25 protein-coding genes are annotated in these 23,301 nt (G+C 71.9%); 12 read left to right on the top strand and 13 right to left on the bottom strand.

Going from position 1 to position 23,301, the window contains the following annotated elements; translation table 11 throughout:
- The first annotated feature begins 37 nt into the window (after positions 1 to 37).
- On the top strand, positions 38 to 931 hold the full coding sequence (locus Dvina_RS22565; protein ID WP_223104448.1) for an ABC transporter ATP-binding protein: 894 nt from the start codon (positions 38 to 40) through the stop codon (positions 929 to 931).
- Positions 928 to 2,001 (top strand): ABC transporter permease, encoded by a 1,074-nt coding sequence (locus tag Dvina_RS22560; protein ID WP_223104447.1) that lies wholly within the window; start codon positions 928 to 930, stop codon positions 1,999 to 2,001. Before Dvina_RS22565 ends, Dvina_RS22560 begins: the two co-directional genes overlap by 4 nt.
- 25 nt (positions 2,002 to 2,026) lie before the next feature.
- Here Dvina_RS22560 and Dvina_RS22555 read toward each other — a convergent pair whose 3' ends face one another.
- Positions 2,027 to 2,542 carry a GNAT family N-acetyltransferase gene (locus Dvina_RS22555; RefSeq protein ID WP_223104446.1) on the bottom strand — a complete coding sequence of 172 codons (516 nt, stop codon included), beginning with the start codon at positions 2,540 to 2,542 and terminating at the stop codon, positions 2,027 to 2,029.
- Positions 2,543 to 2,730: 188 nt separating this feature from the next.
- Between Dvina_RS22555 and Dvina_RS22550 the strand changes: the two genes are divergently transcribed.
- The gene (locus Dvina_RS22550; protein ID WP_223104445.1) at positions 2,731 to 3,057 is read left to right on the top strand and encodes a hypothetical protein; all 327 of its coding nucleotides are present in this window, start codon (positions 2,731 to 2,733) and stop codon (positions 3,055 to 3,057) included.
- A 26-nt stretch (positions 3,058 to 3,083) separates the two neighbouring features.
- Here Dvina_RS22550 and Dvina_RS22545 read toward each other — a convergent pair whose 3' ends face one another.
- Entirely contained in the window at positions 3,084 to 3,479 is a 396-nt protein-coding gene (locus tag Dvina_RS22545) for a hypothetical protein (protein WP_223104444.1), read from the bottom strand.
- Positions 3,480 to 3,623: 144 nt separating this feature from the next.
- Between Dvina_RS22545 and Dvina_RS22540 the strand changes: the two genes are divergently transcribed.
- Together Dvina_RS22540 and Dvina_RS22535 are read left to right on the top strand one after the other, a co-directional pair.
- Positions 3,624 to 4,442 carry an alpha/beta fold hydrolase gene (locus tag Dvina_RS22540; RefSeq protein ID WP_223104443.1) on the top strand — a complete coding sequence of 273 codons (819 nt, stop codon included), beginning with the start codon at positions 3,624 to 3,626 and terminating at the stop codon, positions 4,440 to 4,442.
- A 63-nt stretch (positions 4,443 to 4,505) separates the two neighbouring features.
- The gene (locus tag Dvina_RS22535) at positions 4,506 to 5,099 is read left to right on the top strand and encodes a hypothetical protein (protein WP_223104442.1); all 594 of its coding nucleotides are present in this window, start codon (positions 4,506 to 4,508) and stop codon (positions 5,097 to 5,099) included.
- Here the strand turns inward: Dvina_RS22535 and Dvina_RS22530 are convergent.
- The 3 genes from Dvina_RS22530 to Dvina_RS22520 are packed head-to-tail and all read right to left on the bottom strand — an operon-like array spanning position 5,068 to position 8,164.
- The gene (locus Dvina_RS22530) at positions 5,068 to 5,379 is read right to left on the bottom strand and encodes a Rieske (2Fe-2S) protein (protein WP_223104441.1); all 312 of its coding nucleotides are present in this window, start codon (positions 5,377 to 5,379) and stop codon (positions 5,068 to 5,070) included. The two genes, Dvina_RS22535 and Dvina_RS22530, sit on opposite strands and share 32 nt — an antisense overlap.
- Positions 5,376 to 7,817, bottom strand: a complete 2,442-nt coding sequence (nirB, locus tag Dvina_RS22525; protein WP_223104440.1) for a nitrite reductase large subunit NirB — start codon at positions 7,815 to 7,817, stop codon at positions 5,376 to 5,378. The genes Dvina_RS22530 and nirB overlap by 4 nt, the downstream gene beginning before the upstream one ends.
- Positions 7,814 to 8,164, bottom strand: a complete 351-nt coding sequence (locus Dvina_RS22520; protein ID WP_223104439.1) for a molybdopterin oxidoreductase — start codon at positions 8,162 to 8,164, stop codon at positions 7,814 to 7,816. Before Dvina_RS22520 ends, nirB begins: the two co-directional genes overlap by 4 nt.
- A gap of 246 nt (positions 8,165 to 8,410) precedes the next feature.
- Between Dvina_RS22520 and Dvina_RS22515 the strand changes: the two genes are divergently transcribed.
- Positions 8,411 to 9,160: a magnesium transporter MgtE N-terminal domain-containing protein gene (locus Dvina_RS22515; protein WP_223104438.1), complete on the top strand. Its 750-nt coding sequence runs from the start codon at positions 8,411 to 8,413 to the stop codon at positions 9,158 to 9,160.
- Positions 9,161 to 9,171: 11 nt separating this feature from the next.
- Here Dvina_RS22515 and Dvina_RS22510 read toward each other — a convergent pair whose 3' ends face one another.
- Complete coding sequence (locus tag Dvina_RS22510) at positions 9,172 to 9,903, bottom strand: hypothetical protein (RefSeq protein WP_223104437.1); 732 nt, start codon at positions 9,901 to 9,903, stop codon at positions 9,172 to 9,174.
- Positions 9,904 to 10,021: 118 nt separating this feature from the next.
- Between Dvina_RS22510 and Dvina_RS22505 the strand changes: the two genes are divergently transcribed.
- Positions 10,022 to 11,314, top strand: a complete 1,293-nt coding sequence (locus tag Dvina_RS22505; protein ID WP_223104436.1) for a serine hydrolase domain-containing protein — start codon at positions 10,022 to 10,024, stop codon at positions 11,312 to 11,314.
- Between the two features lie 532 nt (positions 11,315 to 11,846).
- Here the strand turns inward: Dvina_RS22505 and Dvina_RS22500 are convergent.
- A complete protein-coding gene (locus Dvina_RS22500; protein ID WP_223104435.1) occupies positions 11,847 to 13,319 on the bottom strand; it encodes a phenylacetate--CoA ligase family protein in 1,473 nt (490 codons plus the stop codon).
- 864 nt (positions 13,320 to 14,183) lie between these two features.
- Between Dvina_RS22500 and Dvina_RS22495 the strand changes: the two genes are divergently transcribed.
- On the top strand, positions 14,184 to 14,921 hold the full coding sequence (locus tag Dvina_RS22495) for an SDR family NAD(P)-dependent oxidoreductase (RefSeq protein ID WP_223104434.1): 738 nt from the start codon (positions 14,184 to 14,186) through the stop codon (positions 14,919 to 14,921).
- Positions 14,918 to 15,664, top strand: a complete 747-nt coding sequence (locus tag Dvina_RS22490) for an LLM class flavin-dependent oxidoreductase (RefSeq protein ID WP_223104433.1) — start codon at positions 14,918 to 14,920, stop codon at positions 15,662 to 15,664. The genes Dvina_RS22495 and Dvina_RS22490 overlap by 4 nt, the downstream gene beginning before the upstream one ends.
- A gap of 139 nt (positions 15,665 to 15,803) precedes the next feature.
- Here the strand turns inward: Dvina_RS22490 and Dvina_RS22485 are convergent, their stop codons facing one another.
- The gene (locus tag Dvina_RS22485; protein ID WP_223104432.1) at positions 15,804 to 16,649 is read right to left on the bottom strand and encodes an ABC transporter permease; all 846 of its coding nucleotides are present in this window, start codon (positions 16,647 to 16,649) and stop codon (positions 15,804 to 15,806) included.
- A gap of 224 nt (positions 16,650 to 16,873) precedes the next feature.
- Here Dvina_RS22485 and Dvina_RS22480 point away from each other — a divergent pair, with 224 nt between their 5' ends.
- The gene (locus Dvina_RS22480) at positions 16,874 to 18,076 is read left to right on the top strand and encodes an IS110 family RNA-guided transposase (RefSeq protein ID WP_223092370.1); all 1,203 of its coding nucleotides are present in this window, start codon (positions 16,874 to 16,876) and stop codon (positions 18,074 to 18,076) included.
- 8 nt (positions 18,077 to 18,084) lie between these two features.
- On the opposite strand, the gene Dvina_RS22475 is transcribed toward Dvina_RS22480, so the two are convergent.
- The 3 genes from Dvina_RS22475 to Dvina_RS22465 form a co-directional block, all read right to left on the bottom strand.
- Positions 18,085 to 18,996: an ATP-binding cassette domain-containing protein gene (locus tag Dvina_RS22475; protein WP_425516569.1), complete on the bottom strand. Its 912-nt coding sequence runs from the start codon at positions 18,994 to 18,996 to the stop codon at positions 18,085 to 18,087.
- A 213-nt stretch (positions 18,997 to 19,209) separates the two neighbouring features.
- The gene (locus Dvina_RS22470; RefSeq protein ID WP_223104430.1) at positions 19,210 to 19,497 is read right to left on the bottom strand and encodes a hypothetical protein; all 288 of its coding nucleotides are present in this window, start codon (positions 19,495 to 19,497) and stop codon (positions 19,210 to 19,212) included.
- Between the two features lie 56 nt (positions 19,498 to 19,553).
- Positions 19,554 to 20,084 carry a CGNR zinc finger domain-containing protein gene (locus Dvina_RS22465; RefSeq protein ID WP_223104429.1) on the bottom strand — a complete coding sequence of 177 codons (531 nt, stop codon included), beginning with the start codon at positions 20,082 to 20,084 and terminating at the stop codon, positions 19,554 to 19,556.
- A gap of 113 nt (positions 20,085 to 20,197) precedes the next feature.
- On the opposite strand from Dvina_RS22465, the gene Dvina_RS22460 reads away from it, so the two are divergent.
- Complete coding sequence (locus tag Dvina_RS22460; protein WP_246656374.1) at positions 20,198 to 21,754, top strand: aminotransferase class I/II-fold pyridoxal phosphate-dependent enzyme; 1,557 nt, start codon at positions 20,198 to 20,200, stop codon at positions 21,752 to 21,754.
- A 118-nt stretch (positions 21,755 to 21,872) separates the two neighbouring features.
- On the opposite strand, the gene Dvina_RS22455 is transcribed toward Dvina_RS22460, so the two are convergent.
- Entirely contained in the window at positions 21,873 to 22,394 is a 522-nt protein-coding gene (locus Dvina_RS22455; RefSeq protein WP_223104428.1) for a GNAT family N-acetyltransferase, read from the bottom strand.
- Between the two features lie 16 nt (positions 22,395 to 22,410).
- On the opposite strand from Dvina_RS22455, the gene Dvina_RS22450 reads away from it, so the two are divergent.
- Complete coding sequence (locus Dvina_RS22450; protein WP_223104427.1) at positions 22,411 to 22,734, top strand: hypothetical protein; 324 nt, start codon at positions 22,411 to 22,413, stop codon at positions 22,732 to 22,734.
- Positions 22,735 to 22,828: 94 nt separating this feature from the next.
- On the opposite strand, the gene trxA is transcribed toward Dvina_RS22450, so the two are convergent.
- On the bottom strand, positions 22,829 to 23,269 hold the full coding sequence (gene trxA, locus Dvina_RS22445) for a thioredoxin (RefSeq protein ID WP_223104426.1): 441 nt from the start codon (positions 23,267 to 23,269) through the stop codon (positions 22,829 to 22,831).
- Positions 23,270 to 23,301: the final 32 nt, after the last annotated feature.

The following is a 23,301-nucleotide window of genomic DNA, read 5'->3' as shown; positions in this document are numbered from 1 at the left end:
GATTCTTTCCCGCCGCGCGCCGCCTACCGTGAATCGCATGAGCGACGCACTGCGGATCGAGGGGGTCAACCGGCGCTTCGGCGACCGGCAGGTGCTCTCCGATATCACCTTCGACGTCGGGTCCGGCCGGATGACGGGTTTCGTCGGCGCGAACGGCGCCGGCAAGACCACGACGATGAGAATCATCCTCGGGGTGCTGGCCGCCGACTCGGGCACCGTCACCTGGCAGGGCTCGCCGCTGAGCAAGGAGCAGCGGCGGCAGATCGGCTACATGCCCGAGGAGCGCGGCCTGTACCCGAAGATGAGCGTGCGCGAACAGCTCATCTACCTCGGCCGGCTGCACGCGCTCACGCACGAACGCGCGAAGCGCAACGCCGCGGACCTGCTCGAACGGCTCGGGCTGAGCGAACGGGCGGAGGAGCCGCTGCAGCAGCTGTCGCTGGGCAACCAGCAGCGCGCGCAGATCGCCGCCGCACTCGTGCACGAGCCGGTGCTGCTCGTGCTCGACGAGCCGTTCTCCGGCCTCGACCCGCTCGCCGTGGACACCGTCGTGAGCGTGCTGCGCGAACGCACGTCAGCGGGCGTCCCGGTGTTGTTCTCCAGCCACCAACTGGACGTCGTCGAGCGCCTGTGCGACGACCTCGTCATCATCGCGGCCGGGCAGATCCGGGCCACCGGCACGCGCGACGAGCTGCGCAGCCGTTACGCCGAGCCCCGCTATGAGCTGCGCGTCGACGGTGACACGGGGTGGCTGCGCGATCATCCCGGCGTCACCGTGATCGACCTGGACGGCGACCGGGCCGTCTTCGACCTGGCCGGAGCCGCCGACGATCAGGTGGTCCTGCGTGAAGCGCTGGCCCGCGGCCCGGTGCGCGCGTTCGGCCCCGTCGTCCCGTCGCTGGCCGAGATCTTCCGAGAGGTGACCCGATGAACCTGGTCGAAGCGGTGCGCCTGGTCGCCGCGCGCGAGCTCAAGGTGAAGCTGCGGGACAAGACGTTCGTGTTCAGCACGCTGTTCTTCCTGCTGTTCGCGTTCGGCTCCTCGATCCTGCCGGCGCTGCTGGCGGGCGGGCCGTCGTCGGTCGCGGTGGCGCAGTCCTCGCCGTACGAGAGCAAGCTGCGCGACGCGGGCCTCGAGGTGAAGGTGGTCGCCGATCCCGAGAAGGTCGTGCGGGACGGTGACGCGGACGCCGCGGTCGTCGACAAGTCCGGTCAGCCCGAGGTGCTGGCCATGAAGGATGCGCCGGGCGACATCGTGCGCGCGCTGTCCGTGGCACCCGAGGTGCGGCTCCTGGACCCCGACGCCGTGAACGAGCTGGCGGCGTTCCTCGTGCCGTTCATGTTCGCGCTCGTCTTCTTCTTCACCTCGCTCACGTTCGGCATCCAGATCGCCCAGAGCGTCGTGGAAGAGAAACAGACCCGCATGGTCGAGATTCTGGTGGCCGCGGTACCGGTCCGCGCCCTGCTCATCGGCAAGGTCGTCGCGGGCGGTGTCCTCGCCCTGGCCCAGATAGCCCTGGTCGCCGTCGTCACCGTGGCCGGCGCCCAGTTCAGCGACGACGCCGGCACGCTGCTGCCGCTGCTCGGCCCGGCGATGGCCTGGTTCATCCCGTTCTTCGTGCTCGGCTTCATCATGCTCGCCGCGTTGTGGGCCGCGGTCGGCGCGCTCGTCAACCGCCTCGAGGACGTGGCCAACGCCGGCATGCCGGTGCAGCTGCTCGTCATGCTGCCGTTCTTCGCGGTCATCTTCCTCGGCGACAACCCGACAGCGATGCGCATCCTGTCCTACGTCCCGTTCTCGGCCCCGACCGCCATGCCGGTCCGCCTCTTCGACGGCTCGGCCGCCGCCTGGGAGCCGTTCCTGGCCCTGGTGATCCTGGCCGCGGCCGCGCTCGGTGCGCTGCTGGCCGGAGCGCGCATCTACGAGGGGTCGCTGCTGCGCACGAACAGCCGCACCTCCTGGTCCGCCGCGTGGCGTGACCGCGAACTGCGCAGCATGTGACCCGGCGCGGACGGCCGGCCCCGGTTCAGGGCCGGCCGTCCGTCGGCACCCAGTAGCGCCGCACCGGCCCGCGGACGCCGTCGAGCACACCGCCGCAGCCCTCGATCGTGCGCGCCGAGGCGATGTTGTCCTCCGCGCAGAGCACCAGCACCCGCGGCCGGCCGAGCACCGCCCGCGCCTCCCCGAGCATCAACCCGAGCGCCCATCCGGCCAGGCCCCGCCCCCGCGCCGACGGCCGCACCCCGTAGCCGATGTCCCCGAGCCGGTCGTCGAACCAATGCCGCAGGGCGATCCCGCCGAGCACCCGCCCGTCCTGGACGATCCACCGGGCCGAGGCGTGCCGCTCCGGCGGGCACGGCGTCCCCGCGGGGTGCTCCAGCCGGACACGCTCGTGCACCCAGGCGGCGAACCCCTCGGGCGAGTCCACGTCGTCGCCGGGGTGCAGGCCGAAGCCGTCCTCGTGCGGGCCGGGGCCCCACTCGTCACGGCAGTCCAGGAACGCCGCGTGCAGGCGCACGGCCGGGCGGATCAACTCGGGCATATGTTCACGGTATTGCGCCCGGCGGAGGTCCCGCACCGGCACCTTGCCGGACCCCGACATCCCCGGCACCGCCGCGGCCCCGGCCCGGCAATACCGGCGGCTCGGGCGGCAATCCGGGAGTGCCGGGCCGGAAAGTCGGGGGTCCGCTGCCGATGCCCGGCGCGCGGAGGGCCGGGAGCCTGGAGGGCATGCCGAGCATCATCTGCCGTACCGCATCCGTCGCCGCCGCGGCGGCCACCACGTTCACCGCCGCCGTCATGTGCACCATCATCGCCGCCGGACCGGCCGCCGCGTCGCCGCCGCCGCCCGAAGGCCCGGGCACCCCGACCCGCAGGGTGGTCGTGCCGGTCCCGGTGCCGTATCACGACCCGGACGCCGAGACCCTGCACCTGTTCGTCGCGGCCACGGTCGGGGCGCTGCTCGCGGGCCTGGTCCGGCGCCGCCCGAGACCGGGACCGCAGCCCCGCTCCGACGAGCCGCCGCGGGTCATCGAGCTGACCGTGGCCCGAAGCTGACCGCCGGGCGGCGGGCCGGCCCGGGTTCAGGTGGCGCGGCCGGGGCGCAGCCACTGGTCGAGGCTGCGCTTCGGGGCCCGGACCACGAGGTCTCCCCCGGCGTGCAGGCGGCCGGTGACGCGCACCGTGAGCCGGGCCGGAGTGCTCGGGTCGGGCTTGGTGCGGACCTCGTAGTCGCCCTGGCGGGCGTCCAGGTCATCGGCGACGACCTTCACTCCCGGCGGCACCACCAACGTCAGCTCGCTGCCCAGACCCAGGTCCACCGCCAGCTCGACGGTGTCGGCGCCGGGGACGGCCTCGGTGAAGTCGAGCCGGGCGTTGGCGGCGGCCAGGCGGACCTCGATCTGCGACGGGACGAGCCAGGCGCCTTCGCGAACGACCGTGCCGAACTGCCGGTCGATGCGCATCTCGTTGTTTTCCATGGTCAGAACGCTATGAGCGGGGATGCGGCGGCGGTATCCGGCTGAGCCCACGGTGCCGGTGTGGCCAGCCCCACTCGACGCTTGACAGGATTTGGCTAATGCCATTAGCTTAAAGCTAACGCCATTAGCCAACCGGAGGTTGTCATGACCGAGTACCTCACCGTCGACGGTGGAACCCTCGCCTACGAGGTCAGCGGCGAAGGGCCGCTCATCGTGCTCGCCCACGGCATGGGCAACAGCCGCGAGGCGTACCGGTTCCTCGCGCCCGAGCTGGTCCGGGCCGGCTACCGCGTGGCGCGGCTGGACCTGCGCGGGTGCGGCGAGTCGAGCGTCGGCTGGCCGTCCTACTCGCGCACCGACATCGCCGGTGACCTGATCGCGCTGACCGAGCACCTCGGGGCGCCGGCGGTGCTTGTCGGCCACTCCATCGCCGGCGGCGCGGCCACCATCGCCGCCGCCGAGGCCCCGCACCTGTTCACGTCGATCGTCGAACTGGCGCCGTTCACCCGGGCCGCGTCGATCACGCTCGGCGACTTCGGCCACGCCGCCTACCGCAGGGGTGCGCTCCGGCTGCTCGGCGCCGGAGTATTCGGGAGCGTCGGGCTGTGGACGCAGTACCTCGAGCTCGCCTACCCCGGCCGCCGGCCCGCGGACTGGGCCGCCGACCTCGCCCGCGTCGACGCGATGATGCGCGAGCCGGGCCGCATGCACGCCATGCAGAAAATGGGCCGGTCGGCACCGAAGGACGCGGGCGCGCAGCTGGCCAACGTCCGCTGCCCCGTGCTCGTCGTCGAGGGCTCCCTGGACCCGGACTGGGTGTCGCCGCGGGCCGAGGGCGAGGCAGTCGTCGCCGCGCTGCCGGCCGGCCTCGGGCAGCTCGTGGTCATCGACGGCGCCGGGCACTACCCGCACGCGCAGTACCCCGCGGAGACCGCCGAGGCGATCCTGAAGTTCCTGCGATAGGGGCAACGCGGCCGACCCGCTCGGCAGTACGATGCAGCGTCCCCGGAGTGCAAGAGGTGTCCGATGAGCCAACCGCAGTACCCGACGCAGCAGCCCTATCCGCCCCAGCCGCCCCAGCCGGCGCCGCAGGGCTACCCCGCCCCGCCGGCGCATCAGGTCCAGCCGTCCTATCCGGGGCAGCAGCCGTACCAGGCGCCGCAGTCGTACCAGGGGCAGCAGCCGTACCAGGCGCCGCAGCCCCAGGGTGCGCCGCTCGTGCAGTGCCGGTTCTGCGGCAGCGTCCCTGCGGCGAGCGTCAAGTTTCGCGGGCATCAGGGCATGATCGTGCTGATGCGGTTCCTGTCGCTCGACGGCCCGTTCTGCCGCGACTGCGGCCTGTCCACGTTCCGCTCGATGACGGCGAAGACGCTCGTGCAGGGCTGGTGGGGCTACGCCTCCTTCATCATCACGCCGATCACCGTGCTCATCAACGTCGTGAAGCGGGACAAGGTGGCGAGCCTGCCCGCGCCGCAGCCGTCGCCCTACGGTGGCAGCCGGCAGCCGATGGACCCGGGCAAGCCGCTCCTCCAGCGGCCGATGGCGATCATCGGGCTGGGCATTCCGCTCGCGCTGTTCCTGTTCGTAGTCACGCTGATCGTGACGTCGTCGTCGACCTGACGCTGACGTTCCCCTCCTCGTCCACTGTGGAGGAGTACACCGTCAGGTCGGCCTGGCCCGACGTCGAGCAGCCGGTGGCCAGGTCGAACGTGTGCTGATGCAGCGGGCAGACGACCTGGCGCAGGTCGACGAGCCCGTCCGCCAACGGCCCTCCCGCGTGCGGGCAGATGCCGGAGACGGCTTTGACGGTACCGTCGCGGAGATGGAACACCGCCACGAGCTCACCGTCGATCTCGTAGGCGCGGCCCTCCCCCACCGGAATGTCGGCGAGGCGGATCATCGGTTCACCGTCAACGGCAGCGCGCGGCGGAACTGCCCGGGCGTCACGGCTTCCCGGCGCTCCAGCCACGGATCGCGGTATGCGGCAACCGACGCGGCGATCGCCTCGTCCAGCCGCGCCGACAAGCCCATGGCGTCGTCGACGACGACGGCGCGGATGTGGTCGATGCCGAGCCGCGGCACCCAGGCGTAGGTGCGCTCGAGCCAGTTGGCGCTCTCCCGGTAGTACTGGATGAACCGGCCGGTGAGCGTGATGACCTCGTCCGCCGTGGACACGGTCGCGAGCAGGTCGCCCTTGCGCACATGGGCGCCGGCCGCGCCGCCGACGTAGATCTCCCAGCGGCCGCCTTCGATGGCCACCACGCCGAGGTCCTTCACGTACGCCTCCGCGCAGTTGCGGGGGCAGCCGGTGACGGCCAGCTTCAGCTTGCCCGGCCCTTCGATCCCCTGGTACCGCTCCTCGATCGCGATCCCGAGCGCCGTGGAGTCGCCCAGGCCGAAGCGGCAGAACTCGGCCCCGACGCAGGTCTTCACGGTCCGGAAGCTCTTGCCGTACGCGAAGCCCGACGGCATCCCGAGGTCCTCCCACATCGCCGGCAGGTCCTCCTTGCGCACGCCGAGCAGGTCGATGCGCTGCCCGCCGGTCAGCTTGACCATCGGCACGTCGTACTTCTCGGCGACCTCGGCGATCCGCCGCAGCTGCGCGGGCGTTGTCACGCCGCCCTTCATCTGCGGCACGACCGAGAACGTGCCGTCGCGCTGAATGTTCGCGTGCACGCGGTCGTTGATGAAACGCGCATCCCGCTCATCGACGTACTCCGCGCCCCACATCATGCGCAGCAGCGACGCGAGCCCCATCTTGCTGCGCGCGTCCTCGGCCCCGCCCGGTGCGAGCGCCGCGAACACCGCCGACACCGACCGCAGCGACCGCTCACGAATCGCCAGCATCAACGACGCCTTGTCCATGGGTACGCCCGGCACGTAGTACGAGGCCGCCGGGTCCTCGGCCACCGCGCCGCCCGCCGCCCACTCGACGATCTGCGCGATGAGCGATTTGCACGAGCCGCAGCCCTTCCCGGCCCGCGTCGCCTCCATCGCCGCGTGCACACTGCGCGCACCGGCATCCACCAGCTGTCGCTTCGTGACGCCGTTGCAGTTGCACACCTGTGCATCGTCGTCGAGCTCGGCGATCGCCTGCGCGTCGTCGGGCGCGCCGAGGTCGAACAGCAGCTCGGCCCGCTCCGGCGGCAGCGGCGAGCCCTCGTGGAACGCCTGGGTCAGCAACGCCACCCGCCGCACGTCACCGACGAGCGTGGCGCCGACCAGCCGCCCGTCGCGGATGACGACGCTCTTGTACACCCCGCGCCGCGGCTCGGCGAACACCAGCGTCTCGTCGTCGTCCCGCTCGCCCTCGCGCAGCCCCATCGAGGCCACGTCGACGCCGGCCACCTTGAGCTTGGTCGCGGTCCGGGTCCCGTGATACTCGGCGCCCGGGTCGGCCCCGGTGATCTGGTCGGCGAGCACCCGGGCCTGCTCCCACAGCGGCGCGACGAGCCCGTACGTCTCCCCGCGGTGCTGCACGCACTCGCCGACGGCGTAGATGTCGGGCTCGTCGAGCGCCCGCATCCGGTCGTCGACGACGATCCCGCGCTCGACCACGAGCCCGCTCGCCGCGGCCAGCTCCGCGTCCGGCCGGATGCCCGCGGCCACGACGACGACGTCGCACGGCAGGTCACGCCCGTCGCGCAGCCGCACCCCGGCGACCGCGTCACGCCCGAGGATCTCCGTCGTCCGCGCCCCGGTGATGGTGTGGATGCCGAGCGCCTCGATGCTGCGCCGCAGGATCGCGCCGCCCTGCGCGTCGAGCTGCGCGTGCATGAGGTGCCCGCCGGAGTGCACGAGCGTCACGTGCGCGAGGTGCGCCTGCAGCCCGCGGGCCGCCTCCAGGCCGAGCAGCCCGCCACCGATGACGACCGCGCGTTCGTGCTCGCGCGCATACCGGATCATGGCCCGGGTGTCGTCGAGCGTGCGGAAGGTGAAGACGCCCTGGTGGTACCCGCGGTTGGGCGAGCGGATCCCCGGGATGTCGGGCACGTGGGCGCGGCTGCCGGTCGCCACGATCAGCTTGTCGTAGGCCCGCTCGGTCCCGTCCTGCGCGTACACGACCTTGCCGAACCGGTCGATGCGCCGGACCCGGGCGCCCGCTCGCAGCTCGATGCCGTTGTCGCGGTACCACGCCATGTCGTTGAGGAAGATTCCCGCCTCCTCCTCGGCGCCACTGAGCACATTGGACAGCAGGATGCGGTTGTAGTTCCCGTACGGTTCGGCCCCGAACATCGTGATGTCGAACAGCGCACCCCCGCCGCGCCGCAGGATCTCCTCGACCGTCCGCGCACCGGCCATCCCGTTGCCGATGACCACCAGCCGCTGCTTCGTCATTCGACCTCCACCAGCCCCAGGTCGACCACCACGGTGACCTCGACCCCGACCGGCGCGGCCGCGTGCAGCTCGATCGCCGTGCCCGGCTCCAGATCCTCGACGACCCGCAGGGCCACGTGCGTGTCACCCTTGGCCCCGATCGGGAAGTACCGCATGGGCTGCCCGTCGCGCACCAGCACGAGACACACCAGCTCCGGCGCAGAGTTCCCGGCCCGCAGATACACCGTCTGCGCCGTCACCCCGTCCGGCACGACATAGGCGAGCGCCGCGTCGAGCAGCCCGGGCGCGTCGAGGCCCTTGCCCTCGAAGCTGTAGACACCTTGCAGGAAGCGCGGAGTGCTGCGCACGGCGGAGGTCCCTTCGTCGGCGGTACTGTCCCCATGCTCACCACCGGGTGTTGCCTGCGCATCGCCCGCTTGTTACCGCCCGTTGCCCGGTCTGCTCACAACCGCTCCGGGCATCTTGAGAGCCGGCCGCGCTCCCGGCCACCCGACGAGCGGTGGACGTACGGGTCCGAACGGTTCGACTGGTCGGCGCGCAAGGTCGGCCGTGCGGACCATGCGCGGGCGGTCGGGCCGGTGTTATCAAGGCTCATGTTGCCCGGTGGGATGATGCCCGTCGCCCAGCTCGTCACCATGCTGCGCAGCTCACCGGCCAGTTCCGCGGCCGGGCTGCTGCAGGCCATGCCGGCCGACCGGCTGCCGATCGTGGCCGCCGCGCTCAAGCCCGCCGACCTCGTGCGGATCGTGCCGGCGCTGCGGCCCGAGGCGCGGCGCGGGCTGCTACAGGCGCTCGAGCCCGACTGCCTGTCCGCGGTCATCCGGGGCGTCCCACCCCAGCAGGCGGCGACGCTCCTGCCGCTGGTGCCGGCGGAGCGGCTCGCGCCCGTGGTGGCGGGGCTGTCCGACGGTGCGCTCGCCGAGGTGCTCGGTGGGCTCACGCCGGAGCAGCGGCAGCGGGTCGAGTCGGTCGCCGCCCCGGGGCGGGAGCGCAAGGTGCTCGGGCTGCGCTACGGGGAGTCGGTGGCGCGGGCCCTCGTGCGCGGGAACGTGCACGTTGCCGTGTACAGCGACACGATGCTCGTCACGAAGGGCCGGTGGCGCATCGCGGTCGCCGCGCGGCTCGGCGACGACGGGCGCGTGGCCGTGCGCGACGCCGAGGACACCGCCTACAAGGTGCGCGCGGACGGTGCCCTCGCCGTCACGGACGTCGCGGCGGCGGCCGACGTGGTGCAGTACACCCGCGAAACCAGTGACGCCGGAAGACCATTGGAAACCGTGGTGTGGGTGGACGAGCGCCACGACGGGCACCTCATGCGGGCCCTGGTCAGCCTGTTCCGGTGAGCGTGGCCGGCTCAGCAGCCGGGCAGCGACGCGGTGCAGCGCTTCGCGGCGGCCGGGGCGAGGCTCGCCGCGAGGCCGGCCGAGTCGGTGCCGATGGCGGTGTCGTTGAGCCAGAGCACGTAGTCGCCGCGGCGGGCGGCCACGATGTCGGCGGTCACCGAGACGCCGATGTCCGTGGTGCCGGTCATGCGCAGGCCCACCGCCTCGTCGCCCAGGCCGGCCGGGAGGCTCGTCGCGGCGAGCGTGAACCTCACGGTGATGCCGGCCAGCTGCTGCTCGAAGCTCTTGCAGTCGGTCGTGGTGCTGCGCAGCGCCTTCAGAGCCTCGGTGGCCTGACCGGCCGGGAAGCGCACGACGGCGTCGGTCAGGTACGGGCCCATCGCGCCCTTGGCGTAGGTGACGGCGGCCGACACCGTCTGGTCGGTCGTCATCGGTTCGAGCGCCGGGCAGCCCGGGAAGCTGCCGCCGCCGATGCTCACCTTGCCGTTGTGGCTCGTCGCGACGGCGACCGGCGTGAAGCCACCGCCGGGGATGTCGGCGTCGCTCAGCAGCGCCGCCCGCAGATCGTCGGTGGTGGCGCCGGCGCGCGGGGCCACCATGACCGGCGCGCCCGACCCGGAGACCGCGGCCAGGCGGGCCAGGCCGGTGAGGCGGACCGTGGTCTCGGCGTTGGCGTGGGCGGAGCAGCCGGTGAGGGCCAGCGTACCGAGGAGCAGCAGCGCCACCCCGTTCGTGCGAGTCACCGCTCGTCTCCCTCCAGTAGACGTCCTGACCGACGCTACGGAACCGGCAACGCCGTTGTGTCCGAAATTTCGGATTTGTGAGCCCTTCGAGGGAAAACCGGCGCGATAGGCTGCGCGGATGAGCGTGGGGTCTTTCATCGATGCCGTCCAGGAGCAGGTCGACGCGCTGCACAGCCTGGTGTTCCGCAAGCACGGGGAGGTCGTGGCCGAGGCCGCCTGGCACCCGTACGAACTGGACCAGCCGCACCGGCTGTTCTCGCTCAGCAAGAGCTTCACCAGCACCGCCGCCGGCTTCGCGATCGCCGAGGGCCTGCTCGACCTCGACGACCCGGTGGCCAAGCACTGCGACGGCCGCGGCGACCCGCGCCTGCTCATCCGGCACCTGCTGACGATGACGACCGGCCACGTCGAGGACCCCACGAACCTCGCCACCGCGAAGACCGACTGGCTCGACGCGTTCCTGGCCGTCCCGATCGAGCGCGAGCCGGGGACGTATTTCCTGTACAACACCGCCGCCACCTACGCCGTCGGCGCCATCGTGCAGCGCCTCACCGGCCAGCGGCTGACCGACTACCTGCGCCCGCGCCTGCTCGACCCGATCGGCATCGGCCCGATCGAGTGGGAGCGCTGCCCCCTGGGCCGCGATGTGGCCGGCTGGGGCATGTCCGCGACCGTCCGCGACATCGCAAAATTCGGTCAGGTGTACCTGCGCGACCCCGACGGCATCCTCCCGCCCGGCTGGGCCCACGAGGCCACCCGCAAGCAGGTCGACAACCACAACGACGACCGGCCCGAGGTCATCGACTGGCAGCAGGGATACGGCTTCCAGTTCTGGCGCTGCCGCCACGGCGCCTTCCGCGGCGACGGCGCGTTCGGCCAGTTCTGCGTCGTGCTACCCGAGCAGGACGCCGTCCTGGCCATGACCGCGGGCACGAACGACATGCAGACGGTGCTCAACCTGGTCTGGGAGCACCTTCTGGACGACCTGGAGCCTGCGACGGTACCGCCACTGGCGCTGCGCACCGTCCCCGGCGCACCATCCACAGTGGAGGCCCGGTTCGAGGTGGCCCAGCCCCGCCGTCTCAACCCGCACGACTGGCGCCCGAGCCACGAGCAGGTCCCGACGATCCGAGCCCTCACGTTCACCCCCGGCCGCATCGTCATCGAGGATGCCACGGGCACCCACGACCACCCGTACGCCCACGACACCTGGGTCCGCAACGGCCGCACCGCCGCCACGGGCGCCTGGTCAGGCACGGACTTCACGCTGAAGGTGGCCTATGTGGACGGACCGTTCATCCGCACGTACCGCGGCCGCATCAACGGCGACGAACTCGTCCTCAACCCGAGCGACAACGTCTCCTTCGGCCCGACCACCTACCCACCGGTGACCGCGACCCGCGCGCACTAGAACCGACTACGCCGCGCCCGACCACAACCTGCGCGCGTCGCTCTGTTCGCAACCCGCGCGCGGCGCCCTGTTCGCAACGTGCGTGCGTGACGCTCTGTTCGCAACTGCACACGTGACGCTCTGTTCGCAACCCGCGCGCGGCGCCCTGTTCGCAACCCGCGCGCGGCGCCCTGTTCGCAACGTGCGTGCGTGACGCTCTGTTCGCAACTGCACACGTGACGCTCTGTTCGCAACCCGCGTGCGGCGCCCTGTTCGCAACGTGCGTGCATGGCGCCCTGTTCGCAACCTGCGCGCGCGGGGCCCTGTCGCAACCTGCGCGCGTGACGCTCGACCGCAACCTACGTTGGCGTCGCTCTGTCGCAACCTGTGCGCGTGACGCTCGACCGCAACCTACGTTCGCATCGCTCTGTCGCAACCTGTGCGCGGCGCTCGACCACAACCTCCGCGGGTCCGGGGGCAGTGTCGCGGCGCTCGACCCCGGCCCGCGTGCACAAGTGAACATTGCCGCGACGCTCCACCGGCCCCGCGTGCGTCAGGCCCGGCTGTAGCGGTGCTTGACGCCGGGCGGGAACCAGTCGGGGTCGCCGGGCTCGCGGACCTCGACGACCGGGGTCTGGTACGCCGGCGGCACGTAGTTGGCGAACTCGCTGTTCAGTCTCAGGAGCGCGGCGCGGATCGCCGCCGCGACGGCAGTGGTGTCCGGTGCCGGCCGGTCCGGGGCGCGCTCCACGACGACGGCCAGGCGCCGCTCCTCGTCCGCCTCCGTGCGCACCTGCATGACGAACTTCCCGGTCACGTCGTCGGCGATGTCCGGATGCTCGAGCGCGACCGTGACGTTTTCCGGGTACACGTTCGCCCCGAAAAACGACACCGTGAACAGTGAGCGCCCGAAAACGAACACAAACGGACGCTCGTCGCCGTCGCTTTCGCCGGGGTCGAAGCCGTGCGCGCGGCAGAACGCCATGACGTCCGCGTGCGACAGCAGGCCGCCCTCGTCCGCGATGTGATAGCGGATCAGCGGCACGCCGCCGTCGCCGGTGAACAGCAGTGTCCCGTCGTGCGTTTCGAAGAACCGCGTCATCGGGTCGTACTGCACGAGCGTCGGCAGCCGCGCGTCGCCGAACAGTTCCCGCGCCGCCTCGGGCCGCCCGGCCACGAACCGGCGCACCCGCACACTCAGCGGGGTCTCGTTGCCGAGCACCCCGGCGTCGGCCGTGCCGTACAACGACACCGAAGCCCGGTCCGCGTCCGCCATCCCGGCCCGCCGCCCGATCAGGTCCCGCCACGACTCACTGAACACCTCGCCGGCCAGCAGCAGCCGCACGCCCAGCGCCGCCCACCCGACGCCACGGCGCACACCCTCGTCGACGACGTTCTTGACGAACGGCGGATACCCGGCCAGGACAGTCCGCTCGTACCGCGGCCCGAGCTCGCCGACCACCCGCAGGATCTCGTCCACACTGTTACCCGGCGTCGCCACGGTCACCGGGTACCCCTTGGCCGCGAGATGCCGGCACGCGTCAGCGGTGTACATGCCGCCGACCCAGCTGCCGAGCGCGAAGCACACCACGACCAGCGTGGGCCGCACCTCGCTGCTCGCACCGTCACCGCACATGTTGACAAGCGCATCCTCGAACCGCCGAGCGACCGCGAGCTCATCGACGACCGACCGGGGCCAGATGGTCGGCTGCCCCGACGACCCGGACGAGACAGCCACGGTGTCATTCACATCGAGCCGCCCACCGCGACACCGCTCCGGCAGCGGATACCTCCGCAGGTACGACTCCTTGGTAACCAGCGGCAGCCCGGCAAACTGCTCCGCCGTGCGCACGTCCGCCGGATCGACACCATGCTCAGCCAGAAACGCCCGGTACGCCGGCACGGTCGCCGCCACCTCGTGAAACAGCTCCAGGGCGCGAGCCACCGGATCCCCGGGCACCGGCCCGCTCGGCGCCGCATAGAACTCCGCCAACCGCTCCAGTGTCCGCCCCGCGCGTTCGTGCATGCCCGGACGCTACCGTGCCGCCACCCCACCCACGACGCACACTCCGTCCACCACACCCAAGCACACCGAAACAGCACGCCATCCACGCCCGCACAGACCGCGCAGCACGCCCACGCACACCGAGCAGCGCGCTCGTCCACGTCCACGCATGTCGAAATGCGCCCGCTTGTGCACTCGCGCAGGCCGGACAGCACGCGCTCGTGCAGTCGCGCAGCAGGTCCAACAACGCGCACCTGTGGGCGCTCGTGCAGGCCGGACAGCACTCGCTGTGCACTCGCGCAGGCCGGACAATGCGCGCTTGTGCACGATGACGTGAGTTCGTGCGGGTCGGACGACGCACGTTCGGGCATTTCGCGAAGGTTCGTGCAAGTTGGACGGTGGGCGTTCGTGCATGTCTGTGCGGGTTGGCGGCGCAGGCTCGTGCGGATTGGCGCCGTCATCTGCAGGCCGGGCGGCGAGCGCGGTGCGCGTTTGCGCGGGGTGCGCGTCTCGGTGCGCGCTTTCCGCGGAGTGCGTGCCTCGGTGCGCGCTTTCCGCGGAGTGCGCGTCTCGGTGCGCGCTTTCCGCGGAGTGCGCGTCTCGGTGCGCGCTTTCCGCGGAGTGCGCGTCTCGGTGCGCGTTTTCCGCGGGGTGCGCGTCTCGGTGCGCGCTTTCCGCGGAGTGCGCGTCTCGGTGCGCGCTTTCCGCGGAGTGCGCGTCTCGGTGCGCGTTTCCGCGGGGTGCGCGTCTCGGTGCGCGCTTTCCGCGGGGTGCGCGTCTCGGTGCGTGTTTTGCGCGGAGTTCGCGTGCAGGTGTACGGGTGCGCGTTTGTGCGTGGGTGGGGAGCGGGCGGGTGGGGGGTGGCGTGGCTAGGATGTGGTTACTATGCGCATTTTGGTCACTGGGTCTACGGACGGTATTGGGCTGAAGACGGCTCAGGAGCTGCAGCAGCTTGGGCACGATGTGGTGTTCCATGCGCGCAGTGAGGAGCGGGGACAACAGATTCAGGGGCGGCCTGAAGTGCTCGTGGCTGACTTCGGTGACCTGGAGCAGGTCCGGGCCATGGGGCGGTCGGCCGGGGCGTTCGACGTGGTCGTGCACAATGCTGGGATCGGTGGGCAGGCCGAGCGGGCGGAGACGAAGGACGGGATCGAGCGGACGTTTCAGGTCAATGTGCTCGCGCCGTACATCCTGACCGCGCTCATGCCGCGGCCGCAGCGGCTGGTCTATCTGACGTCCGGGCTCGAGTCGGTCGGCGTGGCGAATCTTGCGGACCTGCAGTACAAGAGCAGGGTTTGGAACGGAATGCAGTGCTACAGCGACTCCAAGCTGCACGATGTGGCACTGGCGTTTGCGGTGGCCCGGCGCTGGCCCGAGGTGTACAGCAACGCGGTCGATCCCGGGTGGATTCGCACCAAGCTCGGTGGGCCGAACGCGACTGATGACCTGCCCGAAGGGGCCGAGACGCAGGTCTGGCTGGCGACGGCGGACGGCGATGCGCTCGTGACCGGGAAGTACTTCAAGCGCAAGACCGAGCTGACGCCCAACCCGGCGGCGCACGACGTGGAGTTTCAGGACGGGCTGCTGCGGGCGTGTGCCGAGTTGACCGGTGTGACGTTGTGAGGTTTGCGGTCGGGCTGCCGACCGTCGGGCCGTTCGGCGATGTGCGGGCGCTGCTCGACCTGGCCGTCGCCGCTGAGGAGTACGGCTGGGACGGCGTGCACCTGTGGGACCACCTGCTGTATCACGACGATACGTGGCCGGTCGCGAGCCCGACCGTCGCCGCGGCCGCGATCGCCGCTGCGACCTCTCGACTCCAGATCATTTTGACCGTCGCCGTGCCGCGGCGGCAGGTGCAGGAGGTGGCGCTGGACACCGCGGGCATCGACGCGCTGTCCGGTCGCCGGCTCACGCTTGTCGCCACGCTCGGGTCGATCGACCGGGAGTACTCCGACTTCGGCCTCGACCCCGACCTGCGCGTCCGCGGCCGGGCCATGGACGAGCGCCTCGCCCGGCTGCAGGAGCTGTGGCGCGAGTGGTCGGCGCCGCCGATCCCGATCTGGTGCGCCGCGAAGTGGCCGCGCACCGTGGGCCTGAAGCGCGCGGCCCGGTTCGACGGTGCCATGCCGATCTTCGAGGACCAGCGGATCGCGCCGGTACCGCTCGAAGACTTCGCCGGCGCCGCGTCCTACGTCCCGGGCCGGGATGTCGCCCTCGAAGGGTTCACCGACGGGCCCGCGGACGCGTCGCGACTGATCCCGTACGCCGAGGCCGGGGCCACCTGGTGGATCGAGGCCCTGGGCTACTGGCGCGGTGACCTGGACGCCGCCCGGACCCGGATCACCGCCGGTCCGCCGCGTCCATAAGGGCATTGCGGCCTCGGTCCTCGGCGGCACCCCCGCCGCGGTCGCCTTCTCCGGCGAGGGCAACGAGCGCGTCCATCGCGGGCCGGTCGTCGCAGCGGCACCACACGGATGTCGGCCACGAGCGGCGCGATCCGGCCGGTCAGCCGTTCTTGCGCTTGCGGTACAGCACCATCGTGAGCGGGCCGAAGATCGCCAGCAGGACGCCTGTCCACCCGAAGACCAGGCCCAGCTGCCCGGCGGTCGCGTGCCCGTGCACCAGGCCGCGCACCGCGGTGGACAGGTGGCTGATCGGGTTGACGTCGACGATCGCCCGGAGCCAGGCGGGCATGGTGCTCGACTCCACGAAGATGTTGCTGCAGAAGACGACGGCCATCAGCAGCATGCTCTGGGCCTGGATCGAGTCGGGGCTGCGCACGACCAGGCTGACCGCGGTGAAGATCCACGCGAAGGCGAACGCGAACGCGAGGATCAGCAGCATCGCCAGCACCAGGCCGACGGGTCCGGCGTCGGGCCGGAAGCCCAGCGCGAGGCCGAGCCCGGCGGTCAGGACGAGCGTCAGCAGGTAGCGCCCGAGGTTCGTGACCATGGTGCCGACGATGCTGGCCGGCTGCCAGAACGGCATGCTGCGGAAGCGGTCGAAGATGCCCTTGGCGATGTCGACGCTTATCGCGTAGCCGGTCGACATCGTCTGCATCACGGCCGCCATGACCAGGACACCGGGCAGGAACACCTGCAGGTAGTCGGCGGTCGAGCCGGCGAACGCCCCGCCGAACAGGTAGTTGAAGATCAGCAGGAACACGACGGGCATCATCAGGATGTCGAAGAGCTGCTCGATGAGCTCGTTGCGGACCTTGATCGCGGTCCGCCAGGCCAGCGTCAGCGTCGCCGACAGGGCGTTGGGCGGCTTCGGCCGCTCGGGGGCCAGCAGCACCGCGCCGAACGGCACGGCGGGGGCAGGCGCGGTCGTCCCGGGTGCGGTACTCATGCGGCCCTACCTTTCATAGCGAGCCCAGGTTTGATATTGATCTGGGTTGACGCGGGCGAGGCAGGTATGGCTTTCATGCTGGCTGCCGTCGATGGTTCAGGACGCATGGCCGCCTGCCTCGTCTGCTCTTGCTGACTGCTGATTGGGCTCTGCGATCCATCGCTGTGTAGGGCGTTGACGGCGGCAAGAGCGCGCGGTGACAGGCCATGGGAGAAGGGAGTCAGATGGCTGTCGCGGTCGGAGTCGATGTGGCCAAGGAACTGCACTGGGCCGCCATCGTGCACACCGAGACCGGGAAACTGCTGGCCAGCTGCAAGGTAGCCAACGAACCGGCGGCGATCCATGAGTTGATCGACCAGATCCACGCGGCCGAGGGCGATCACGGCCCGGCGACGGTCGCGATCGACGTACTCGGCGGGATCGCCGGGCTGTTGCAGGTCATGCTCAGCGACGCCGGCTTGGACCTGGTCCACGTATCCGGGCTGGCAGTCAACCGGGCCCGGCGGGCCACCCGCGGTGGCGAGCACAAGTCGGATCCGCGCGATGCCAAGGTGATCGCCGATCAGATCCGGCTGCGCCGCGAGGAACTGCGCCCGGTCACCACCGACACCGACGCCGATGCCGAACTGCGGCTGCTGGCCGGACGCCGCCGGGAGCTCGTGGTCGATCAGACCCGCCGCATCGCACGGCTGCGGGACCTGCTCGCCTCGATCCATCCCGGCCTCGAACGCGTGCTCGACCCGACCAACAAAGCCGATGCCGCACTGCTGGCCCGCTATGTCACCCCGGCCGAAATCCGCCGCGCCGGCCGCAACCGGATCATCACCTACCTGCGCACCACCGGCCGGCACAACACCGCCGTCATCACGGCCTTGGCCGACAAAGCCCTGACCGCCGCAACCGGGCAGCACCTCACGGTGCCCGGCGAGGCAGTCGCTGCCGACATCGTGCGTGACCTCGCCCGCGAGGTGCTCGCCGGCCGCGACAAACTCGCCGCGATCGACGCCCGGCTCGCCGAGGCGCTCACCCGCCACCCTGACGCGGCCCTCGTCCAGTCCCTGCCCGGGATGGGGGCCACCCTGACCGCCGAGTTCCTCGCCGTGGCAGGCGGCATCAGCCGATTCGCCAGCGGCAACCAGCTCGCCTCCGCAGCCGGACTCGCCCCCGTGCTGCAACAATCCGGCAAGATGCACTACCTGCGCCGCGCCAACGCCGGCGACAAAACCCTCAAACGCATCTTCTACCAATCGGCGTTCTGCGCCCTGCAACGAGACCCGGCCAGCCGCGCCTTCTACGACCGCAAACGAGCCGAAGGAAAGCGGCACCACCAAGCCCTCATCGCCCTGGCCCGCCGACGCATCAACGTCCTGCACGCCATCCTGCGCACCCGGCAGCCCTACCAAGCAAACTTTGCTCTCGCCTCTTGACTCAGACATTAGGCTGCGTTCTCCTCAGCACCGGCCGCGACGCCGGCCGGGCGGTCGGTCAGGGTCAGGAACACCTCGTCGAGGCTGGGCCGGCCGAGCGAGAAGTCGGCCACGCCGACACCGGCGGCGCTCAGCGCGGTGAGCGCCGCGCCGGCCCGGCCGGGGTCGGAGGCGCTGACCGCCAGCCGGGCCGGGTCCGAGCCGGGGTGCACCGGCGCCCCGAGCACCCGGGTCAGCACCTGCTCCGCGGTCGGGCGCTGGGCCGGGTCCAGGAGGCGGACGTGCACGGCACCGCTGCCGACCGAGGCTTTCAGCTCGCCCGGCGTGCCCTCCGCGATGACCGCCCCGTTGTCGATGACCGCGATCCGGTCGGCGAGCTGGTCGGCCTCTTCCAGGTACTGCGTCGTGAGCAGGACCGTGGTCCCCCCGGCCACCACCGCCCGCACCGTGTCCCAGACCTGGTTGCGGCTGCGGGGGTCGAGCCCGGCGGTCGGCTCGTCGAGGAAGATGAGCCGCGGCGCGCTCAGGACGCTTGCCGCGATGTCGAGGCGGCGCTGCATGCCGCCGGAGTAGGTCTTCGCCAGCCGGTCGCCCGCGTCGCCGAGGTCGAACGCGGCGAGCAGGTCGGCCGCCCGCTGCCGGGCCGCGGCTCGGGAGTAGCCGACGAGCCGGCCGAGCAGCACGAGGTTCTGCCGACCGGTCAGCGCGCCGTCGACGGAGGCGAACTGGCCGGTCAGGCTGATCAGCCCGCGGACCGTCGCGGCCGCCCGGACCACGTCGTGCCCGAACACCTCGGCGGTGCCGGCGTCGGGGCGCAGCAGCGTGGCCAGCATCCTGATCGTCGTGGTCTTGCCGGCGCCGTTCGGGCCGAGGAGGCCGTACACCGTCCCGGCCGGGACGGTGAGATCGATTCCGTGCACCGCCTTCGTCGCACCGAAGGCTTTCTTCAAGCCCGCGGTCCGGATCGCAAAGCCGGTATCCACATTGACTCCCTGCACGCGGCCGATAGTCGTCCGAAACAACTCACCGCGGATGATAGTCGAGGCCCGCATATTGGTACGCAGCATAAAAAGATATGTGCAATTGTCGCGCAGCGCTTGACCCGCCGGAAACCGTGCTATCTGCGCATCGCCTCAGTTCAGCGCGTCGGACCGGTCCGGAACTCGATCGGCGCGGCGGCGAAGCAATAAGCATTCGTCAATCACGAGTCGCATTGTCAATTGTCCGACCCGGCCGATCGGCTCACCACGTCGGGGAGCCGCCGCGGCGTTTTCCACCGTCGTGATCTGGTGGTCCTCGGTCACGACGGCGTAGCCGGTACACATGCGGCCGGCGGTCTCCATCAACGCAGTGGAGTCGTAGCCGAAATCGTCGAAACGGATGTCGAGAATGTCGCCGTCGAGCGGCCGCGAGCGGGTCACCGCGGGCCGCGGGCAGCCACTGCAGTCCCGGGGCGAGCCGCCGCCGACGCCCGCGCCTACTCCCGGGCGCGGCGGGCCCGGTAGGAGGCGGCCTTGACGCGGTTGCCGCACTCCTCCATGCCGCACCAGGTGCGGTTGCCGGCGCGGGAGCGGTCGACGAACAGGCGGGTGCACGCCTCGCCCGCGCACTCGCGGATCGGGGGGCGGCTTTCCAGCAGGGCGATCGCGGCCACGGCCACCGCGGCCCCGAGGGCGGTGGCGTCGCCGCTGCGGCGCACGCCGAGCGCGGTCAGGGCCGGGCGGGGACCTGGCTGGGCGGCGGCCCGGTTCAGGACGCGGATGTCGGCCGGGCGCGGGGCGGCCGCGGCCGGGTGCAGGGCGCTGTAGACGGCCTCACGCAGGACGAGCAGGGCGCGCAGCTCCTCCTCCCCCACCCGGGGCGGGCGCGACAGCACACCCGCCTCGACGGCCCAGCGGGCGGCGTCGGCCCCGGTGGCCAGCAGCTCCTCCGGGTCCGGCCCGCGGCGCCACTTCAGGGTCGCGGCGAAGTCCAGGGCCAGGTCCCCGCTGACGAACACGAACGTCACGTCACCAGCTTGACAGGTGACGCGGGTCCGGCGCAAGCTCACCTGCGTCACCGGTCAAGCCGGTGACGAAGCCAGGAGATGCCGGTGGACGAGCGCCGGAGGAGGAGGTCTCGGTGATCACTGTCGAGGAGTACCTGGACGCGACCGGGCGGGCGCTGTCCGGGATGGCCGGGATCGTGGACGGGCTCGGCGACGAGCTGGCGAACGTCCGGCCGCCGGTGCAGGGGGCCAGCTCGCCGTACGCGCTGCTGACCCACTGCCTGGGCGTCGTGGACTACTGGGCCGGCGCGCTGGTGGCCGGGCGGGCCGTCGTGCGCGACCGGGACGCCGAGTTCACCAGCTCGGGGCCGGTCGGGCCGCTGCTCGCGCGGGTCGCCGCGGCGCGGGAACGGCTCGCGGCCGACGCCCGCCAGGCGGACTTCGGCGCACCGCTTGCCGGCTCACCGGACCCGCGCTTCCTCGGCCCGGCCGGGATCGCGACCCAGGGGGCGGCGCTGCTGCACGTGTACGAGGAGCTGGCCCAGCACCACGGCCAGATGGAGATCCTGCGCGACCTGCTGCGGCCGCAGTCCACGGTGGACACCGACCGGCTGCGGCGCGGTACCGGCGTCAAGTGGGGCTCCGTCGCGCCGGACACGATCGGCGCCTGGGTGGCCGACATGGACCTCGGCGTCGCCCCCGCGATCCGCCACGCGCTGCTCGACGCCGTCGACCGGGAGGACTTCGGCTACCCGCACTGGCCCGGCGGCGACCCGCTGCCGGCCGCGTTCGAGGCCTGGATGGCCGACCGGCACGGCTGGACCCCGAGCGGCGGCCACACCCGCGTCTTTACCGACGTCCTGCAGATCCTCCAGGTCGTGATCGAGCAGACCACCCGCCCCGGCGACGGCGTGGCGATCCACGTGCCCGCCTACCCGCCGTTCCTGGCCGCCATCACCCGCAGCGGCCGCCGGATCGTCCCGCTCGGCCAGTCCCCGCTGGACGGCGCGCGGCTCATGGTCGTGGTCAACCCGCAGAACCCGTCCGGGCGCGCGTTCCGCCGCGACGAGCTGGAGTCGCTGCTGGAGCTGGCCGAGCGCCACGACCTGCCGGTGCTGGCCGACGAGATCCACGCCGACCTGGTCTACGCGCCGCACCGGCACACGCCGTTCGCGTCGCTGTCCGACGCGGCGGCCCGCCGCACGGTCACCGCGACCTCGGCCACGAAGGCGTTCAACCTGGCCGGCCTGCGCTGCGCCGTCGCCCACGTGGGCCCGCCCGCACTGCGCGCCCGGCTGGACGCGATGCCACCCGACATCTTCGGCACCCCCAGCACACTGGGCCGCCTCGCCACCGTCGCCGCGTGGCGCGACAGTGCCGGGTGGCTGGACGCCCTGCGGGCAACCCTCACCGCCAACCGTGCGGCAGTCACGGCGTGGGCTTCCGAGATGCCGCTCGTGTACCGCGAGCCCGAGGCGACCTACCTGGCCTGGCTGGGCGGCATCGAGCACCCGGAGCCGGCGCGGTGGCTGGAGGCGACGGCCCGCGTCAAGCTGAGCGAGGGCGCGGAGTTTTCGCTGGGTACCCCGATCGACACCAGCGGGTTCGCCCGCCTCAACTTCGCGACGAGCCCCGCGGTCCTGACGCAGATCCTGGACCGCCTGACCACAGCCCTACACCCTGGAGCCTGACCCGGCAGCACGACCCGCACACCACGGCCCGCACAGCGCGACGCACAGCGGGCGGGAGCGCGCGACCGGTGCCGGGCCGCCGCGCTCCCGCACGTGACACTGTACGGTTACTGCGGGGTCAACGCACGGGCGAGGTGAGCGCCCGGCTCATCCAGACGGAGTCGTCGGCCGCGAACCCGTGCCGCGCATAGAAGCCCCGGACCCGCTCGTTGTGCGCCTCGGTCTCCAGGAACATGACGGCCGCACCCGCCTCCACCGCCGCCGCAAGCACCCGCTGCAGCAGGACCGCCCCGACTCCGGCGCCGCGCCGGCGGACGTAGATCTCGTCGAGCAGCGCCTCGCGGCCGCCCGACTCGAGGCTCCAGCCCCACGTGACGACCGCGTACCCGACCACGATCCCCGCGCCCGGCTCCGCGTTGCGCTCGGACTTCGGCTCCGCGTCCGGGCCGGGCCGCGGCTCGGGATCGGCGTCGACCAGCCAGACCTGGCCGTGCTCGTCGCCGGCGAGCAATGGGGCGAGGGCACGGGCCACCCGGGTCTCGTCGTACGGGTGGTCGTCGGCCGCGCAGAACTCCTCCACCAGCGGCAGGATTTCGGCGAGGTCGGCGGGCTGGGCGCGGTACACCCGGGTATCGGACACGACCGTCAGGCTACGCGTGGGAGACTGGATTGTGCCCGCACCGTTGATCGTGGCCCTGCTGATCTCGTTGGTATACGCCGGGTTGATCGCCGCGCACGCTCGGCTGATCCGCTACGGCCGCCGCTTCGACGCGTATCAGCCACAGGCCGCGCGCTGGCTGGCCGCGCGCCTCGGCCCCCTGCCCGCCCCGCGCGACGCCGACGGGCTGGCCGCCGCCGAATCCGAGGCAATCGACCGGCTCCTGCGCGGCGACATCGAACCCGCCGCGTACCGCGACACCATGGCGGACGTAGCCGCCCGCGACGCCAACCACCGGTCGACCACCAGCCGCGCCCACTGACTCCCCGCCACCGCTCGAGCCGTCTCGATCGACAGGTCTCAGGGCGGCGGCGGGCTGGGACGGAGCGAGCGCGACCGTTGTGCGCAGCCGGGTGTCAAGCGGTCTTGGTGTCCTGGAGGGTGCGTTCGACCCAGCTACGCAGGGCGGCGGGCGAGGAGGCGCCGGTCTGGCGGGCGATCACGCGGCCGTCGCGGACGATCATCAGGGTTGGGACGGCCTTCACGTCGAAGCGGGCCTGGACGCGTGGGGCCTGGTCGATGTCGACCTTCACGAGCTTGACGGTGCCGGCCAGCTCGCCTGCCACCTGCTCCAGGGCGGGGCCGACCACCCGGCACGGGCCGCACCACTGCGCCCACAGGTCGACCAGGACCGGGGTGGACGACTGCTCGGCCACGGCCGCGAACGACAGGTCGTCGGCGTCGACGATCCACGGCACGGCGGCCCGGCACTTGCCGCACACCGGCTTGCCCGACGCTGCCGCGGGCACGCGGTTGCGCTGGCCGCACTGGACACAGGTCACGATCCGCGAACTCATGCCCGATATGACGCACGAGCAGCGCCACGCAT

This window comes from Dactylosporangium vinaceum (assembly GCF_019904175.1).
GTDB classification, from domain to species: domain Bacteria; phylum Actinomycetota; class Actinomycetes; order Mycobacteriales; family Micromonosporaceae; genus Dactylosporangium; species Dactylosporangium vinaceum.
This window is presented reverse-complemented; position numbering and strand designations above follow the sequence as displayed.

What these genes read in the sequence shown, in the direction of transcription:
- Dvina_RS22565 (WP_223104448.1), top strand. Translation starts at nt 38, where the DNA reads ATGAGCGACGCACTGCGGATCGAGGGGGTCAACCGGCGCTTCGGCGAC.
- Dvina_RS22560 (WP_223104447.1), top strand. Translation starts at nt 928, where the DNA reads ATGAACCTGGTCGAAGCGGTGCGCCTGGTCGCCGCGCGCGAGCTCAAG.
- Dvina_RS22555 (WP_223104446.1), bottom strand. Translation starts at nt 2,542, where the DNA reads ATGCCCGAGTTGATCCGCCCGGCCGTGCGCCTGCACGCGGCGTTCCTG.
- Dvina_RS22550 (WP_223104445.1), top strand. Translation starts at nt 2,731, where the DNA reads ATGCCGAGCATCATCTGCCGTACCGCATCCGTCGCCGCCGCGGCGGCC.
- Dvina_RS22545 (WP_223104444.1), bottom strand. Translation starts at nt 3,479, where the DNA reads ATGGAAAACAACGAGATGCGCATCGACCGGCAGTTCGGCACGGTCGTT.
- Dvina_RS22540 (WP_223104443.1), top strand. Translation starts at nt 3,624, where the DNA reads ATGACCGAGTACCTCACCGTCGACGGTGGAACCCTCGCCTACGAGGTC.
- Dvina_RS22535 (WP_223104442.1), top strand. Translation starts at nt 4,506, where the DNA reads ATGAGCCAACCGCAGTACCCGACGCAGCAGCCCTATCCGCCCCAGCCG.
- Dvina_RS22530 (WP_223104441.1), bottom strand. Translation starts at nt 5,379, where the DNA reads ATGATCCGCCTCGCCGACATTCCGGTGGGGGAGGGCCGCGCCTACGAG.
- nirB (WP_223104440.1), bottom strand. Translation starts at nt 7,817, where the DNA reads ATGACGAAGCAGCGGCTGGTGGTCATCGGCAACGGGATGGCCGGTGCG.
- Dvina_RS22515 (WP_223104438.1), top strand. Translation starts at nt 8,411, where the DNA reads ATGTTGCCCGGTGGGATGATGCCCGTCGCCCAGCTCGTCACCATGCTG.
- Dvina_RS22505 (WP_223104436.1), top strand. Translation starts at nt 10,022, where the DNA reads ATGAGCGTGGGGTCTTTCATCGATGCCGTCCAGGAGCAGGTCGACGCG.
- Dvina_RS22500 (WP_223104435.1), bottom strand. Translation starts at nt 13,319, where the DNA reads ATGCACGAACGCGCGGGGCGGACACTGGAGCGGTTGGCGGAGTTCTAT.
- Dvina_RS22495 (WP_223104434.1), top strand. Translation starts at nt 14,184, where the DNA reads ATGCGCATTTTGGTCACTGGGTCTACGGACGGTATTGGGCTGAAGACG.
- Dvina_RS22485 (WP_223104432.1), bottom strand. Translation starts at nt 16,649, where the DNA reads ATGAGTACCGCACCCGGGACGACCGCGCCTGCCCCCGCCGTGCCGTTC.
- Dvina_RS22480 (WP_223092370.1), top strand. Translation starts at nt 16,874, where the DNA reads ATGGCTGTCGCGGTCGGAGTCGATGTGGCCAAGGAACTGCACTGGGCC.
- trxA (WP_223104426.1), bottom strand. Translation starts at nt 23,269, where the DNA reads ATGAGTTCGCGGATCGTGACCTGTGTCCAGTGCGGCCAGCGCAACCGC.